The 15,860-nt window shown below is 69.1% G+C and carries 14 protein-coding genes and 1 pseudogene; 2 read left to right on the plus strand and 13 right to left on the minus strand.

Going from position 1 to position 15,860, the window contains the following annotated elements; genetic code table 11:
• Window positions 1-7: 7 nt before the first annotated feature.
• From ASC91_RS21120 to ASC91_RS21140, 5 genes are all read right to left on the minus strand, one after another.
• On the minus strand, window positions 8-1,369 hold the full coding sequence (locus ASC91_RS21120) for a TRAP transporter large permease (RefSeq protein ID WP_056201531.1): 1,362 nt from the start codon (window positions 1,367-1,369) through the stop codon (window positions 8-10).
• Complete coding sequence (locus tag ASC91_RS21125; protein WP_056201533.1) at window positions 1,366-1,941, minus strand: TRAP transporter small permease; 576 nt, start codon at window positions 1,939-1,941, stop codon at window positions 1,366-1,368. Before ASC91_RS21125 ends, ASC91_RS21120 begins: the two co-directional genes overlap by 4 nt.
• 7 nt (window positions 1,942-1,948) lie before the next feature.
• Entirely contained in the window at window positions 1,949-2,968 is a 1,020-nt protein-coding gene (gene dctP, locus ASC91_RS21130; protein WP_056201536.1) for a TRAP transporter substrate-binding protein DctP, read from the minus strand.
• Window positions 2,969-3,110: 142 nt separating this feature from the next.
• Window positions 3,111-4,805 (minus strand): hypothetical protein, encoded by a 1,695-nt coding sequence (locus tag ASC91_RS21135; RefSeq protein WP_056201539.1) that lies wholly within the window; start codon window positions 4,803-4,805, stop codon window positions 3,111-3,113.
• Window positions 4,806-4,841: 36 nt separating this feature from the next.
• A complete protein-coding gene (locus ASC91_RS21140) occupies window positions 4,842-6,533 on the minus strand; it encodes a hypothetical protein (protein WP_056201541.1) in 1,692 nt (563 codons plus the stop codon).
• 185 nt (window positions 6,534-6,718) lie between these two features.
• Between ASC91_RS21140 and ASC91_RS21145 the strand changes: the two genes are divergently transcribed.
• Window positions 6,719-7,903, plus strand: coding sequence for a hypothetical protein (locus tag ASC91_RS21145; RefSeq protein WP_157281912.1), 1,185 nt, complete (start codon window positions 6,719-6,721; stop codon window positions 7,901-7,903).
• Window positions 7,904-7,947: 44 nt separating this feature from the next.
• Here ASC91_RS21145 and ASC91_RS21150 read toward each other — a convergent pair whose 3' ends face one another.
• From ASC91_RS21150 to ASC91_RS21170, 5 genes are read right to left on the minus strand one after another with little or no spacing between them, the layout of a single operon-like run.
• Window positions 7,948-8,901 carry a LysR family transcriptional regulator gene (locus ASC91_RS21150; RefSeq protein WP_056201546.1) on the minus strand — a complete coding sequence of 318 codons (954 nt, stop codon included), beginning with the start codon at window positions 8,899-8,901 and terminating at the stop codon, window positions 7,948-7,950.
• Between the two features lie 21 nt (window positions 8,902-8,922).
• Complete coding sequence (locus ASC91_RS21155) at window positions 8,923-9,501, minus strand: DUF4337 domain-containing protein (RefSeq protein WP_056201550.1); 579 nt, start codon at window positions 9,499-9,501, stop codon at window positions 8,923-8,925.
• A gap of 4 nt (window positions 9,502-9,505) precedes the next feature.
• Window positions 9,506-10,000: a dihydrofolate reductase gene (locus ASC91_RS21160; protein ID WP_056201552.1), complete on the minus strand. Its 495-nt coding sequence runs from the start codon at window positions 9,998-10,000 to the stop codon at window positions 9,506-9,508.
• A complete protein-coding gene (locus ASC91_RS21165; protein WP_056201555.1) occupies window positions 9,997-10,812 on the minus strand; it encodes a thymidylate synthase in 816 nt (271 codons plus the stop codon). The genes ASC91_RS21160 and ASC91_RS21165 overlap by 4 nt, the downstream gene beginning before the upstream one ends.
• A 28-nt stretch (window positions 10,813-10,840) precedes the next feature.
• Entirely contained in the window at window positions 10,841-11,740 is a 900-nt protein-coding gene (locus ASC91_RS21170; protein ID WP_056201558.1) for an NAD-dependent epimerase/dehydratase family protein, read from the minus strand.
• A 117-nt stretch (window positions 11,741-11,857) separates the two neighbouring features.
• Here ASC91_RS21170 and ASC91_RS21175 point away from each other — a divergent pair, with 117 nt between their 5' ends.
• Window positions 11,858-12,622: an AraC family transcriptional regulator gene (locus ASC91_RS21175; protein ID WP_056201561.1), complete on the plus strand. Its 765-nt coding sequence runs from the start codon at window positions 11,858-11,860 to the stop codon at window positions 12,620-12,622.
• Between the two features lie 98 nt (window positions 12,623-12,720).
• Here ASC91_RS21175 and ASC91_RS30965 read toward each other — a convergent pair.
• From ASC91_RS30965 to ASC91_RS21185, 3 genes and pseudogenes are all read right to left on the minus strand, one after another.
• Window positions 12,721-12,843 (minus strand): annotated as a pseudogene (locus ASC91_RS30965) (ATP-binding cassette domain-containing protein); the annotation flags it as partial.
• A gap of 6 nt (window positions 12,844-12,849) precedes the next feature.
• A complete protein-coding gene (locus tag ASC91_RS21180) occupies window positions 12,850-13,977 on the minus strand; it encodes a lactonase family protein (protein ID WP_056201564.1) in 1,128 nt (375 codons plus the stop codon).
• Window positions 13,978-14,053: 76 nt separating this feature from the next.
• Window positions 14,054-15,859 carry an ABC transporter transmembrane domain-containing protein gene (locus ASC91_RS21185; protein ID WP_056201566.1) on the minus strand — a complete coding sequence of 602 codons (1,806 nt, stop codon included), beginning with the start codon at window positions 15,857-15,859 and terminating at the stop codon, window positions 14,054-14,056.
• Window position 15,860 lies beyond the last annotated feature (1 nt).

Below are 15,860 nucleotides of genomic sequence, written 5' to 3' on the forward strand. Positions count from 1 at the left end.
CGGCTCCTCAATGCGCCTTGGCGGCGACGCCCATGACCGCGTCCGGCAGAGCAGTGGCAATGCCCGGGAAGATGCAGATCAGCAGCACCGCCAGCAACATCAGCACGACGAAGGGCAGCACGCCCCAGATGATGTCGCGCAGGTCGATGTCGGGCGCGATGTTCTTGATGACAAAGATGTTCAGCCCCACCGGTGGGTGGATGAGGCCGGTCTCCATGACGATGGTCATCAGGATGCCGAACCAGATCAGGTCGAAGCCGGCGGCCTTCAGCGGCGGCAGGATGATGGGTGCCGTCATCAGGATGATGCTGACCGGCGGTAGGAAGAAGCCCAGCAGGATGACCATCAGCAGCACCGCGGCCAGCAGCACCCACTTGGACAGCTGCATGCCGACGATCCACTCCGCCGCCGACTGGCTGATGTGCAGATAGCTCATCACGTAGGAGAACAGCAGCGACATGCCGATGATGAGCATCAGCATGGTCGACTCCTTCAGCGTCGACTGGAGGATGGGCGCCACGTCCTTGGGCCGCCACACGCCGTAGATGACGGCGATCAGCGCCAGCGCCAGCAGGGCACCCAGGCCGGCGGTTTCCGACGGCGTCGCGAAGCCGCCATACAGCGCCACCATGACGCCGATCAGCAGCAGCACGAAGGGCACGACGCGCGGCAGCATCTCGAACTTCTGGCGGTTGGTGAAGGTCTCGTTGGCCAGCAGCGCCGAGGCGGCACCGGTGCGCTTGTATTCGGCCTCGGCCAGCGCGTACTCCTTGCGGTAGCGCAGCGCCGCGTAGCCGGCGAACAGCGCCACCAGCAGCACGCCCGGCATGATGCCGGCCAGGAACAGCCGGCCCAGCGACTGCTCGGCCGCCACTGCGTACAGGATCATCGTGATGGACGGCGGCAGCAGGATGCCCAGGGTGCCGCCGGCAGCGATGATGCCGGCCGCAAAGCCGGGCGAGTAGCCGCGCTTGCGCATCTCCGGGATGCCGGCGCTGCCGATGGCCGAGCAGGTGGCCGGGCTGGAGCCGGCCATGGCCGCGAACAGCGCGCAGGCGAACACATTGGCAATACCCAGGCCGCCGGGGATGCGGCCCATCCACACGTGCATGGCGGCGTACAGGTCCTGGCCCGCGCGCGATTTGCCGATGGCCGCGCCTTTCAAGATGAAGAGGGGAATGGACAGCAGCGTGATGCTGGCCATCTCCTCGTAGACGTTCTGCGTGACCGTGTCCAGCGCCGAGGCCGGCATAAAGATGGCCATGAACAGCACCGCGACGCTGCCGAGCGCGAACGCGATCGGCGCGCCCGAGAACATGAACAGCAGCGTGACGACGCCGAACAGCGAGCCGAGGACGAGCATGCTCATGCTGCGACTCCTGAATTGGATTTGAAGAGGCCGTTCACGCGCGCCGTGAGCTGCACCAGCAGCTGCAGGCTCAGCAGCGTCATGCCCACGGACATCAGGCCGTAGGGAATCGACAGCGGCGGGGCCCAGGAAGACGAGGTGGTCTGGCCGTCGACCCAGGCCTCGTGGAACAGCGTCCACGACTTCCAGGCGAAGAAGGCGCAGAAGGCGGTGCCCATCAGGTCCACGAGCATCAGGCGCAGGCGGTTCACGGCGCGGGGCAGCAGGCCGGCGATGGCCTCGATGCCGACGTGGCCGCGCAGCGACTGCACGAAGGCGCCGCACAGGAAGGTGGCGCCGACCAGGCAGAACACGGCTGCCTCGTCCTGCCAGTCGGTCGAAGCCTTCATCACATAGCGCGACACGACGCTGTAGGTCAGCACGCAGGAGGCCACCAGCAGGGCCAGCATGCCGAGCACGACCATGGCGTGGTTGATGAAGTTCAGGCCGCGCGCGATGGGGCGCAGCAGGGCGGGCGTGTCGGGGTCGATGCCGGCCACCGCCGCCGGCTGCAATTCAAAACCGTGGCTCATGGCGGCCTCAGAGCAGCTTCTGCGCGGCCTTGAGGATGGCGGCGCAGGATTCGTTCTTCTCGCCGAAGTCCTTCCACGCGGTGTCGCGTGCGATGGCCTGCCACTTCTTCAACGTCGGCTCGTCCATGTCGTAGACCTTGGCGCCGGCCTTGGCGTAGATCGCAGCCGCAGCCTGGTCATCGGCCTTGGCGGCGTCGCGCGCAAAGACTTCCATCTCGGCGCCGACGGCCATGACGATGTCCTGCTGGGCCTTGGGCAGCTTGTTGAAGACCTCCTTGGAGATCATCAGCGGCTCGAACATGAACCAGTAAGTGCGCTGGCGGCCCGAGGTCAGGTGCTTGGCGATCTCCTCGAGCTTGAAGGAGATGAAGCTGGTGGACGAGGTCATGGCCGCGTCCATGGCGCCGGTCTGCATGGCGGCGTAGATCTCGTTGGACGGCAAGGTGATGACCGAGGCGCCGGCCTGCTTCAGCATCATGTCCATCTCGCGGCTGCCACCGCGCACCTTCAGGCCCTTGGCATCGTCCGGCGTCACCAGCGGCCGCGCGCGGCTGGCCACACCGCCGGCCTGCCAGACCCAGCTGACGATGAGCACGCCCTTGTCGTCCAGCACCTTGGACAACAGCTTGCCCACCTCCGCCGTCTTCCACGCCGCGCCCTGCTCGTAGCTGGGCACCAGGGCCGGCATCAGCCCGGCATTGGTCTCGGCCACCTCGCCGCCGGCATAGGACAGCGGCACCAGGCTCATGTCCAGCGCGCCCTTGCGCAGGGCCGAGAACTGGGCATTGGTCTTCATCAGCGACGAGCCTGGGTAGACCGAGGCCTTCAATGCGCCGCTGCTGCGCTTCTCCACCTCGGCGGCGAACTTGCGGCACAAGCGGTCGCGGAAGTCGCCCTCGGTGAGCGTGCCGCTGGGGAACTGGTGCGAGATCTTCAGCGCGCCGGTCTGGGCCTGGGCGCTGGGCAGCCAGAGGGAGGCGGCGGTGCCGGCGGTGCTGCCGAGCCATTGACGTCGATTGAGGGTCACTTGATGTCTCCAGGTCCGCCATTCAGTGGCGGTATGCGGCCGCAGTGTGGGAGCGGCCCCCAGGACGATCAATCAACCTCGCCGGCTGACGTTTACGCCGACCGCAACGATTCTGGGTAAACCCTGAACGCGACGAACGATTTCACTGCGGGCGCCCCAGTGCCCAGCTGCGCTCACCCAGACCGTTGTCGGAGCCCGCGATGCGGCCTTGCGTGACGACGCCCTCGGCGGTCCACACATGCCCGGCTTTGGTCGGCGCGCTGGTGCTGCCGGTCGGGCAGCTGACGGTCATCGTCGAATTCCACAGCGTGGCCAGGTCCAGCTTGTAGCGCGCCGGGCTGGTGGATTCATCGACGATGAGCTGGCCGGTGGCCTGGGCCTGCGCCAGCGGGATGTGCGTGGGCGTGACCGTGTGCTGGCAGACTGGATCCACCACCGTGTAGAGGTGCTCGGCATTGCCGGTGGGGTGGTAGACGCGGCGGGTCGCGGTGCTCAGCGCGGCATCAAGGGTCCAACGCGTGTCGAGGTTGTACTTGTGGCCCGCCCCGAGATCGCCGACGAAGGCCTCCAGTTTGCCGACCCAGGCATCTTCGGTGACGCGGATCTTCGCGCTCAACGCCAGGCGGCGCCCGTTGCTGTTGTTGATGCTGCTGAAGCGCAGCGTGAGCGGATTGGTGGCCGGTACCAGGGCCGGCGCGGTGTAGACCATGCCGGCTTGGGGCTCGGTGGCCAGCGTGCCCAAGGTGGCGGCGGGCGTCGTGCTGCCTTCCAGCGTCCACTGGCGTTGGAAGCCGGCCTTGGTGTTCAGCACCGGCACCTGGACGTCGCGCAGCACCGGCGTGGGCAGGCAGAACTCCTCGGCCGCCTGCGCTTCGCAACCCTGACCCTGGCGTACCACATAGATGCTGACGGGCACGAAGCGCTGGCTGCCCAGGACGCGCACGCTGGCCGAGGCGGGCAGCAGCTTGTGCGCCTTGACGCGCACGAACTGGCCTTTCACGCCGCGCACCGTGGTGGCCGCCGCACGGGCCATTTGCGCAGACGCGGCCGGTTGCTCCTCCACCCACAGGCCGGGTGGCAGGCTGACCTGCAGCAGGCGCTGGCCCTCATCGTGGGCGGCCAGCGGCAGCAGCCACCAGCTGCCGTCGGCCTGCTGCAGTGCGATGCGGTCCTGCAGCACCTCGTCGACATCCTCGTCGGCGCCGTAGCGCATCGACAGCGTCAGCGTGCGGGCCGGGCGCTCGGGTAGGCTGAGGCTCAGCCCCGGGCCGACGCCATCGGGCAGGGGATTGGTGACGGGCTGCAGCGTCGCAGTGCCGGCCTGGCTCAGGCTGCCGGCGGGCAGGTCGAGCTGCAGGCTGCCGTCCGCCAGGCGCAGGCTGCTCGTGGTGGGCGTGAAGCGCAGCGGGATGCCCGCGCCCACCGCCGTCGGGGCGGCCGTTGTCAGTACCGCCTCGGTGCCGGTGCGGGCCGTGGCCGTGGCCAGCACGCTGCCGTCAGTGCGGCTGAGGCGGTAGCTGTAGCCGGTGTCGGCACTGAGGCCGCCGTCCAGCCAGAGGCCCGCGCCGCTGTCCACCTCGGCGACGAGGGCGTAGTCGCCACCGTCTTCGCGGCGGCGCTCCAGGCGCCAGGCGGTACCCGCATTGCCGCCGGTCCAGGAGACGGTGGCGTGTTGCGCCGAGCCGGACAGCGCCGACATCTGCGCGCCGGGGGCCGGTGTGGACGGGGTGGGGGGCGTGCCCGGATTTCCAGGCGTGGCCGGGTCGGAACCACCGCCGCAGCCGGCGAGGATGAACAGGGCGGCACACAGGGGTGCCAGGCGTCGAGACGAGAACATGAGGGCTCCAGGAAGTTTGCGGCGGCGCGTCGGGGCTCAGAGCCAGTGGCGCATCAGCACGATGTCGAGGTCGCTGTTGCCGCTGGCTTCGCCGGCTTGAAGCACGCGCACCGTGGGTACGCGCTCGTCGGGCTGCAGGGCCAAGGCGCGGCCGCTGTCGGTGCGGATACCGCTGGCCACCGCGGTGACGCGGATGCCGTTGGGTGAGAAGCCGGTATCGCGGCTGCCGTCGCTGTTCAGCCGCAGCAGCACGGTGTCGGCGCTGGAGCTGTTGCCGGTGTACATCCAGCCGCCGAGTAACAGCCGGCCATCGGCCTGCTGCACGAGGGCGGTGGCTTCGTCCCAGTTGTCGGCGCTGACGGCGACGACGGCGCGACCGCCGGTGCCGAAGTTGGCATCGAGCCCGCCGGCCGGGAGCAGGCGCACGGCCGCAAAGTCATGGTCGCGGTGGCCGGCCAGCACAAGCTTGCCGTCGGCCGTGACAACGACGCCGCGCGCGGCGCCGGTGACGCTGCCGAACAGGCCGCGCACGATGCCCGCGGTGCCGAAGCCGGCGTCCAGCGTGCCGTCGGCGCGGTAGGCGGCGGCGATGAAGTCGCCCTCACCGCCAGCGGCGACGATGCGGGAGACGCCGCCCGTCGTCTGCATCGCCAGCGCATAGATCGTCTCGCGCGCGCCATCGCTGCCGATAGCCGTCAGCACCTTGCCGCCGTTGCCGAAGCCGGCGTCGAGGCTGCCGTCAGCGTTGTAGCGGGCCAGTGCGAAGTCGCTGCCGTTGGCGCCCTGGCTGCTGTCGCCGCCGAGGACGATCTTGCCGTCGGGCTGCAGCAGCAGGGCGTAGGCCTTGTCGGCGCCGTTGCCGAAGGAGGTCGTCACGCGGCCGCCGCTGCCGAAGGTCGTGTCCAGCGTGCCATCGGCGTTGTAGCGGGCCAGTGCGAAGTCGTAGCCGGTGGCGCCCTGGTCGCTGCTGCCGGCAACGAGGATCTTGCCGTCGGCCTGCACGGCCACGGCCTGGGCCTCATCGCTGCGGCCGCCGTTGTTGAACGCGGTGCTGACCTTGCCGCCGGTGCCGAAGCTGGGGTCCAGGCCGCCGTCGCGCAAGTGGCGCACCAGCATGAAGTCGGTGCCGGTGGCGGCGCCGAAGACACCGAAGCCGGCCACGACGGCCTTGCCGTCGGCCTGCACCGCCACGCCGCGCACGTAGTCGTCGGTGATGCCGCCCGGCGTCACCAGCGTGCCGCCACCGAAGCTGGTGTCGATGTCACCCGCCTGGCCGCGCACCGTCACCGTCAGGGGCTTGCTGGCGTTGGCCGTGCCGCCAGCGCCCTTGATCGTGACGCTGGTCGGCAGCGAGTGCGGTGCCGTGGTGGCTGCCTGCAGCGTCAGCGTGCCGGCGTTGCTGCCGGCGGGCACGCTGAGCGCTGCGGTCGTTGCGCCGGCGGGCATGTCTTCGGCGCTGAACTGGATGGCGTCCGTGAAGCCGGCATCGCGCTGCACGGCGACGGCGACGCTGGCCTGCTGGCCCTGCCAGACGAGGGCCTTGCTCGTGTCCAGCGTGAAGCTGAACCCAGCTGCGGCGGGCGGCGGTGTGGTGGGCGTCGGCGTTTGTGGCGTTTGCGGCGTGGGGGCCGGGCTGCCGGTGGCGGCATCGGTGCCGCCACCGCCGCAGGCGGTCAACGCAGCGGCGATCAGCAGGGAGAGGGGGAAACGGGAAGCAGTGGTGGTCATGTGGACTCCGGTCGATTGGGGTGGCGGCACTGTGCCGACCAGGTGCGCGGCTGCCATCCGCCCGACAGGCCATGGCGGCAGTCATCGGAGAGCCATGCATGCCACGGCCGCGATGGCTCTTCAGAGCGATGACAGCGCCCTGGCGGCTCGCAACACTGGCGCCTCGCTATCGCCATCCGTCGACCATGAATCCCTCATTCCGCTTCGACCTTCAGATGCCAGTCACCAAGGCCCTGCGCCTGTTCCTGAACGACACCTTGCCGCGCGCTGCTGCCGCGATGAGCACGTTGGCGCTGCTGGCCGTGCCGCAGCCCGCCGCAGCCGCCATCGATTGCTGGGTGGATGCGGAGCACCCCACCACGGCGGACCAGCGCCGCGTCACCGACCCCGCCGTCGCGCCGATGCGGCAGGCGCTGCAACGGGTCAACGCCGTGCTGCACGCCCAGCGTGAACTGCACGAGCTGCCGCGCACGCGGCTGCGCAGCAGTTGGCAGGTGGGCGGGCAGTGGGACGCTCCCGCGCGCAGCGGCAGCCTGCTGCTGCGCGACCACCGCGAAAGCATGTGGCTGCCCGGTCGCTGCGACGTCAACCCCAAGGCCGACCGCCTCGGGTCGATGGCCGCGGTGGTGGTGGCCATCAACGCGCCCACCAGCTTCTTCGAATCTCCCCATGCCGAGCTGCGCGACGAACAGCTGCAGGCCTGGCGCGAGCTTCCCGCCACCGGGCAACTCAACGGCTACACGCTGTACGGCGGCCATCAGCTGGTGTTCACGCGCGGTGGCCGCCTGCCCTGGGTGGCGGTGACCACCGCCGAGTATGTGGACTTCACGCTGCGCGACCTGAAGCGCCGCGTGCAGGAGGACAGCAGCGCTCGCGCGGGCCTGCCGGCCGAGGGCGACGCTGCCGCGCGCGAGGCCTTTGACGAATCCCAGGTGCAGAAGGTGACCGCCGGCCTGCGCAAGGTGGACCCGGCTGCGGCCGAAAAGATGACTGTCGAGTTGCGCGACCAACTGCGCGCCACCCGCGAAGCGGAGGCACGCACGGCCCGCCGCAAGGCAGCCGCCGGTGTCGACACCAACCCGCTGCAGACCATGCTTCGCCGCGTCGAGGCCTGGCGCGCCGGCCTGTCGCCGCAGCAACTGGCCGCGCCTGCGCTGCTGGGCTTGAACGGGCTGCACGACGCCGCCGTGCCGCTGGACCGCTACCCGCGCCTGGTCAGGCCCGACCCGGATTTCCCCTGGGACCGCAGCCACCCCGGCCGGCCGCAGATGCTGAAGGTGGCCGTGAATGGCGGCGACGTCTTCACCGAACCGATGCAGCGCGTGCTGCAGCAGCTCGACCTGAAGGCGCTGCAGGCGCTGGTCGATTGACCGAAGGTTCTTGAGAAGCGTGCCGACTCGGTGGGCGGCAGTCCCTACCCACCGTGCCCCGGCATCAACGGCGGCGGGAGGTTGGCTTCCAGCTCCGCCGTGTGGCTGCGGCAGGCGGCCAGCAGCGACAGCAGGTTGGGGTCACGCTCCCGCGTGCGCAGGAAGACGACGCTGATCTTCTGCCGCATCTGATAGCGCGCCGCCAGCGGCACGAGGCAGACGCTGCGCGGCAGCACGCCGCGCACGCGGCCGGGCAGCAGCGTGCAGCCGATGCCGCCGCCCACCAGATTCATCAACGAGAAGATGTCGCTGGTGGTCATGACGACGTTGGGCTCGAAGCCCGCCACCTGGAAGGCTTCGACGAAGCGGTCGCGCGTCACATAGCCCTCGTTCAGCGACACGAAACGCTCGTCCGCGCAGGCGCCCAGGTCCACCTCGGTCTGGCGGGCGTAGGCCGAGTCGGCGGGTGCGGCGAAGAAGATCTCGTCCTCGAACAGCAGCTGCGACTCGACGTCAGCCGCGCCCTCGGGAAAGCCCATCACCGTCGCGTCCACGGCCCCGTCGCGCAGCTTGCGCAGCAGGTCGCTGTTGGAGCCCAGCACCAGCTCGGTCTGGATGTCGGGCTTGCGCAGGCGCAGCGCCATGATGAGGGCCGGCACGGTGCCGCTGGTCAGCGAGTACAGCGAGCCGATGCGGATGCGGTCGGCCGCGTAGCCAGCGATCTCACGCGTCGAGCGGATGCCGTGGGCCATCGCCTGCAGCACCTCGCGGGCCACGTCGGCCAGTGCGTGGGCCGCGTCATTGGGCTGCAGGTTGCGGCCTTCCAGCCGGAACAGGCTGCAGCGCGTGCCCGTCTCCAGCGAATGCAGCGCCCGGTGCACGCTGACCGCGCTGATGCCCAGCCGCTCCGCCGCCCGCGCGAGATTGCCGCTCTCCATGAAGGCCAGCAGGATCTCCAGCTTGCGGAAGGTGATCTCTTCGTCGATGCGATGGAGCATGCCGGGCGTCCTGGGGCGGCGTCAGATGTGCGCCGCGGCCAATCCACCCAGCACGATGCCGATGCCGCCCGCGGCGATGGTGGCCCATTCCATCCAGCGACGCTTGGTCAGGAGCGCGATGGCGGCCAGCGCGATGGACACCTGCAGCGCCGTCGTCGCCTGGGCCCAGCGGTGATGCATGTGCAGCTGCGCCTCGCTCTTCTCGTCGAAGTGCTTGGACTCGGCTTCCAGCGCCTCGGCCGCCAGCTTGATGTCGGCCTTTTCCTTCTCGTAGCGGGCGACCTTGTCGCGGTACTTGGTCTTGGCTTCTTCGCTAGGGCTCAGCTCCAGCGCGAGCTCCGCGAGGTTCTGCTTGCTGCTCTTGGACTGGTAGTAGTTCCACTGGTTGCCGGCCTCGGTCTTCTTGATGGCCGCATCGTTCTTCAGGATGCCGGCATTGGCCTGGGTCGCGCCGCCCATGTACGAGAAGCCGGCGCCGAGCGTAGCCAGGATGGCCGTGATGACGGCCAGCTGGCCGGCGAAGCCCTTGGCATCGTGCTGGGCCGCGTGCTCCAGCTCGTGCTCGTGCGGGCCGTGGACGTGGAAGCCGTGTCCGGACATGGGGTTACTCCTTGAGAACGTAATCAACAAAATCGAAACGAAGACCGTTGGCGCCGGTGTGCGGCTCGCGTCGGTCTTCGATGAAGCGGTCTCGCGGCCAGGCCGGGAAATGCCGGTCCGCATCCGGGAAGACGGCATCCACCTCGGTCAACGCCAGCTTGTCAGCCAGCGGCAAGGCCAGCGCGTAGATCTCGCCGCCGCCGATGACGCAGGCCTCGGGCGCGTCCTGGCAGGCGGCCAGCGCGGCGTCCAGGCTCGCAAACATCTCGGCACCGGGCAGTTCGACCCCCGAACGGCTGATGACGAGATTGCGGCGGCCCGGGAGCGGGCGGAACTTCGCGGGGATGGAGTCCCAGGTCTTGCGGCCCATGATGACCGGCTTGCCCAGGGTCAGCGCCTTGAAGTGCGCCATGTCCTCGGGGAGGTGCCAGAGCAGCGCGTTGTTGCGCCCGATCGCGCCGTCTTTCGCAACGGCTGCCACCAACGTGATCTTGCTCATACCGCCACCGGCGCCTTGATCGCCGGATGCGGGTCGTAGCCGCTCAGCTCGAAGTCCTCGAACGCGTAGTCGAAGATCGACGCCGGCCGGCGCTTGATTGTCATCGTCGGGTAAGGCCGCGGCTCGCGGGCGAGCTGGGTCTGCACCTGCTCGACGTGGTTGTCGTAGATGTGGCAGTCGCCACCGGTCCAGATGAAGTCGCCCAAGGCAAGGTCGCACTGCTGAGCCAGCATCATCGTCAGCAGCGCGTATGACGCAATATTGAACGGCACGCCCAGGAAGATGTCGGCGCTGCGCTGGTACAGCTGGCAGCTCAGTTTCCCGTTTGCCACGTAGAACTGGAAGAACGCATGGCAGGGCATCAGCGCCATCTTGGACAGCTCGGCCACGTTCCAGGCACTGACGATGATGCGGCGTGAGTCCGGGTTGGTTTTCAGCTGCTTCACGACATCGGCGATCTGGTCGATGTGGCCACCGTCCGGCGTCGGCCAGGAGCGCCACTGCACGCCATAGACCGGCCCGAGGTCGCCATCCTCGCGCGCCCATTCGTTCCAGATCGTCACGCCGCGTTCCTGCAGCCACTTGACGTTGCTGTCGCCACGCAGGAACCACAGCAGCTCCAGCACGATGGACTTCAGGTGCACTTTTTTCGTCGTGACCAGCGGGAAGCCCTGGGCGAGGTCGAAGCGCATCTGGTGGCCGAACACGCTGCGCGTGCCGGTGCCGGTGCGGTCGCTCTTTTGCACGCCATGCTCGAACACATGGCGCATGAAGTCTTCGTATTGCTGCGGAGGACGGGGCGGGGTGCTCATGCCCCTATTGTCTCCGCAGGCGCCTGGTCTAGCAGGGCCCCAGGTTGTCAGCCAGCACCTGCTCCAGCGGCGTGGCCGACACGCCCAGCAGGCGTTGCGTCTCGCTGGCATCCAGCAGGAACGGGCGCTCGAACAGGTAGACCATCTCGGCCACCTCCGCCATCATGGTGTCAGCCTCGGCCGCTTGCCGGAGCTCCTCGGCCGTCATGCGCCGCAGCCTGGGTGCGCCCAGCTTCGCCAAGCGGGCGGTGGCGGTGGCCAGCTCGTGCACGGAGGCCGTGCAGGACGGTACATGCCAGGCCCGACCCCAGGACTGCTGCGACGTCGCCGCCGCGGCCAGCGTGGCCGCGACGTCCAGCGTGAAGCTCCAGCTGTGCGCGGCGTCGAGGTCGCCGGGAAAGACGCTCTCCTCACCCTTCAGCAGCGCCGGTAGCACGAAGAGGTTGAAGTAGCCCACCGACGCGTGGCCCAGGAAGTCGCTCGCGCGGACCTCGGCCACCGGCACGCCGCTGCGCCGGGCCAGGTCCCACATGCCGGCGCGCACCCGCCCCTTGACGGTATGGGGCGCCAGCGCATGGTTCTCGCGCAGCGGTCCTTCGACAGGGCCGTAGCCGTAGACGTTGCTCAGGGTCACGAGCCGGGCGCCCACGGCCGCCGCCAGCGACAGCGCGGCGCTCCCGATCGGCGGGAATTCCTCGGGCCAGCGGTCGTAGGCCGGCATCGCGCAGTTGATGAGGGTGTCGACGCCCGCGGCGAGTTCGCGCATGGTTTGCGGGTCGTTGACGTCCGCCGCCGCGTGCCTCACACCCGGGTGGGATGCAGGCGTTCCGCGCCGGCTGACCAGCGTGACGTGATGGCCCTTCGACGCAAGGAGGGCCGCAGTGTTTGAGCCCGTGGGGCCCGCGCCGATGACAAGGATGTTGTTCATGCCGAGTTTGTAGGGGCGGTGGGCATGCCCTGTCGCGCACGAAAAGAGCAGCGGACGGCACATTCGGGCACGGCCCCTCGGCGGCTGGGGATTTGGCCGGCCCGCTAGATTGCCGCCATGCATTCAGAGCTGATCAACCGGAGCGGGATGGCGTTGCGGGCGCGGCACGAACGTGCGGGTCGGGCGCTCGCCACACCGCTGGACCACCACCGCGTCGTCCTCCATCTCAGTGCCAGCACCAAGACGGCCTGTCTGCGCACGGGGCTGCCCTTCCTGCGCACGCGCGGCGACGTGGACATCGTGCCGGCTGGGGCCGCCGACGGGTTTGAGGCCCAGTCCGACTTCAGCAGCCTGGAGGTGTTGATCGCCCCGTCCCGGCTGGAGCGGATGGCGGGCGAGCTGGGCCTGGGCGGCCGGCATGTCGAAGTCGGCATGGTCCACATGGCGCGCGAGCCGCGCCTGCAGGGGCTGCTCTATACGCTGGCCCAGGACCTGCAATCCGACGCTCCCTTTGGCGAGCACTTCCGCGACGGCCTTGTGCAGTCGGTTGCCACGGCGGTGCTGCTGCGCGCGCCGTCATTGCAGGAGGCGCCCGCAGCCCCGGCCCTGCAGCGCGTGCAGGACTACATCGAGGCGAATCTCGAACTACCGCTGTCGCTGCCCAGCCTGGCGCGGGTGGCGGGCGTCAGCCCGTGGAGCCTGCAGCGGCTGTTTCGCAGCGGCGTCGGCATGCCGGTGCATCGCTACGTGGTGTCGCGGCGTGTCGAACGTGCCCGGCAACTGGTGCAGCAGCGGGCGGGGGCGCTCAGTGAGATCGCGTTGATGGCCGGCTTCGCCCACCAGAGCCACATGTCGCGCTGGATGCGGCGGCTGCCGGAATAGCTCAAGCCGCTCCTGCGTTCGTGACCAACCCAAACTGCATCGCCGCCAGCTTCGCATACAGCCCGCCGCGAGCCACCAGCTCTTCGTGGCGCCCAATGCGGCGGGTTCTTCAGCATCGCACGAGCGATGCTGATGCGCTGGCGCTGGCCGCCAGACAGGCGCTCGCTGCCCTCGCCAAGGAGGTTGGCATAGCCCAGGGGGGCCTTGGCCGCCGCGATGACTATCGTCTAGCGCCGCAAGAAGCGAACGTACGCAGGCTGGTCAACCGTTACCTCGCCGCCAACGCGTGACAGCGTGCCGTGCTCGGGATTCATGCGAAAAACGGTGACGTTGCCGCTGTCATGATTGGCCGCCACCAGAAAGCGCCCGCCCGGCACGATGCCAAAACTGCGCGGCATGTGCCCGCCGGTGCTCGTCGCCTCGATGAAGCGCAGCGAACCGTCCTGCGCGTCGATGGCGAACATCGCGATGCTGTCGTGTCCGCGGTTGGACACGTAGAGGAACCGGCCGCCTGGGTGGACCAGAATCTCGGCGGTGCTGTTGCCTTCGGCCTTGGTGCCGGGCGGCAGGCTGGATAGCACTTGAAAGCCCTCCATCGCGCCGGTCACCGCATCCACGCGGTAGGCGGCCACGCGGGAGGTCAGCTCCAGGTTCACGTAGGCGTAGCGGCCATTCGGATGGAAGGCGAGGTGGCGCGGGCCGCCGCCGGGCTCGGTGGTGGCGTAGGCAGGAACGTTCGGCGAGAGCCGGCCGCTCGCCGCGTCCAGCCGATAGATAACCACCTTGTCCAGCCCCAGGTCGGGCACGTAGGCGCGGGTCTGGGTCGGGCCGGGGTAGATGCCGTGCGGGTGGGGTTGCTGCTGGCGCTGTGGGTTGACGCTGGCGCCCTCATGCTGGACCGTGGAGGCCGCCGGCCCCAGGCTGCCGTCGCCCTGGATGGGGTAGGACACGACGTCGCCCCCGTTGTAGTTGGCCAGCAGCAGCACGCGCCCACCGGCATCGACGGAGATGTGGCAAGGGCCGTTGCCGCCCGAGGGCCGGGTGTTGAGCAGCACCAGGCGGCCGTCGTCCTGCACGGTGAACGCGGCAACTTCCTCTTTCCAGGACCCATCCGCGGCGCGGCCGGCTGCGACCGAGTAGACAAAGGGCTTGCTCGGGTGCGTGGTGAGGAAGCCCGGGTTGCCGATGGCGGCGGCCAGCAGCGGCGGGGACAGCGCGCCGGTGGTCTCGTCAAGGGTGGAGACGTAGATGCCTTTGCTCTCGCCGCCGGTGTCGGTGCCGACATAGACCAGCGTCTGGGCCGCGATGGCCATGGGCAGCAGTGTGGGGATCAATGCAAAGGCGAGTTTTTTCATGCGGGAAGATTCGTTCTAAGGCCCGGCCAAGCGCATGGCGCAGGACGGGGGGCGTCCCGCCCCCAGGACCAGCCGTTCAAGCAGCGGCTTGCGCGTCGGCCTTCAGCCCAAACTGCATCGACGCCAACTTCGCATACAGCCCGCCCCGCGCTACCAGCTCATCATGACGGCCGATGTCGACGATGCGGCCGGCGTCCAGCACGACGATGCGATCCGCCTTCTGGATGGTGGCCAGGCGGTGGGCGATGACCAGCGTCGTGCGGTGCTGCATGGCTGCTTCCAGTGCGGCCTGCACAACGCGTTCGCTTTCGGCGTCCAGCGCGCTCGTCGCTTCGTCCAGCAGCAGCAGCGGCGGGTTCTTCAACATGGCGCGGGCGATGCTGATGCGCTGGCGCTGGCCGCCGGACAGGCGCACGCCGCGCTCGCCCAGGAAGCTTTGATAGCCCTCGGGCAGGGCGCGAATGAAGTCGTCGGCAAAGGCGGCCTTGGCGGCGGCGATGACCTCCTCGTCCGTTGCCGCGGGGCGGCCGTAGCGGATGTTCTCCATCGCCGAGGTCGAGAAGATGACGCTGTCCTGCGGCACCAGGCCGATGTTGGCGCGCAGGTCCTTGAGGCTCAGTTCGCGGGTCTCGACGCCGTTGAGCCGGATCGAGCCGGACTGCGGGTCGTAAAAGCGCAGCAGCAGTTGCAGCACCGTGCTCTTGCCGGCGCCGCTGGGGCCGACCAGGGCGACGGTCTCGCCGGGCGCGATGTTCAGGCTGAGCCGGTCCAGCGCCGCCGTGGCGGGCCGTGAGGGGTAGTTGAAGGTGATGGCGTCGAACTCGACACGGCTGCCGCCCTGCGCGGCCGTCAAGGCCTTCGGCGCTGCGGGTTCGGCCACCGGGGAGCGCGCTTCCATCAGCTCGATGAGGCGCTCGGTCGCACCCGCCGCGCGCAGCACGTCGCCCCAGACTTCGGCCAGCACGGCCACGCTGCTGACCAGCAGGGTCACGTAGACGACGGTCTGGCCCAGGTGGCCGGCCGAGATCTTGCCGGCGATGACGGCCTGCGTGCCCTGGTAGAGGCCCCACAGCATGGCGCCGAAGACGGCCGTGATGATGAAGGCGACCATGAAGCTGCGGATGCGCGTGCGCTTGCGTGCGGTATCGAAGGCGGCCTCGCTGGCGGCGGAGAAGCGTTTGGCCTCGGCGGCCTCCTGGGTGTAGCTCTGCACGACGGTGACGGCGTTCAGCACCTCGGCGGCGATGGCCGAGGTGTCAGCCACACGGTCCTGGCTGGCGCGCGAGAGCTTGCGCACGCGGCGGCCGAAGTAGAGCGCCGGCGCCACGACCAGCACCAGGATGCCCAGCACCTGGCCCATCACATAGGGATTGGTGACGATGAGCATGACCAGCGCGCCGATGCCCATGACCATGTTGCGCAGTCCCATGGACAGGCTGGAGCCGACGACGGTCTGCACGACGGTGGTGTCCGTCGTGATGCGGGAGAGCACCTCGCCGGTCTGCGTCGTCTCGAAGAACTCAGGGCTCTGGCGCAGCACATGGGTGTAGACGGCGTTGCGCATGTCGGCCGTCACGCGCTCGCCCAGCCAGGTGACCATGTAGAAGCGCGACGCCGAGAACAGCCCCAGTGCGGCGCCGACGGCGAACATCGCGAGGAAATGCTCGCGCAACGCCATCAGCTTCTCGCCGGGGTTGGCGGCCTCGAATCCGGCGTCGATGAGGCCGCGCAGCGCCAGCGGGAAGGCCAGCGTGGCCATGGCAGATAGCAACAGGGCTGCAAAGGCCAGCGCGATGCGGCCGCGGTAGGGGCGCAGGAAGGGCAGCAGGCCGCTCAAGGAGCGGGCCTGCTTGGACGCGGGGCGTTCGGTCGTGGAACTCATG

This window comes from Pelomonas sp. Root1237, assembly GCF_001425055.1.
Lineage (GTDB): Bacteria > Pseudomonadota > Gammaproteobacteria > Burkholderiales > Burkholderiaceae_C > Pelomonas.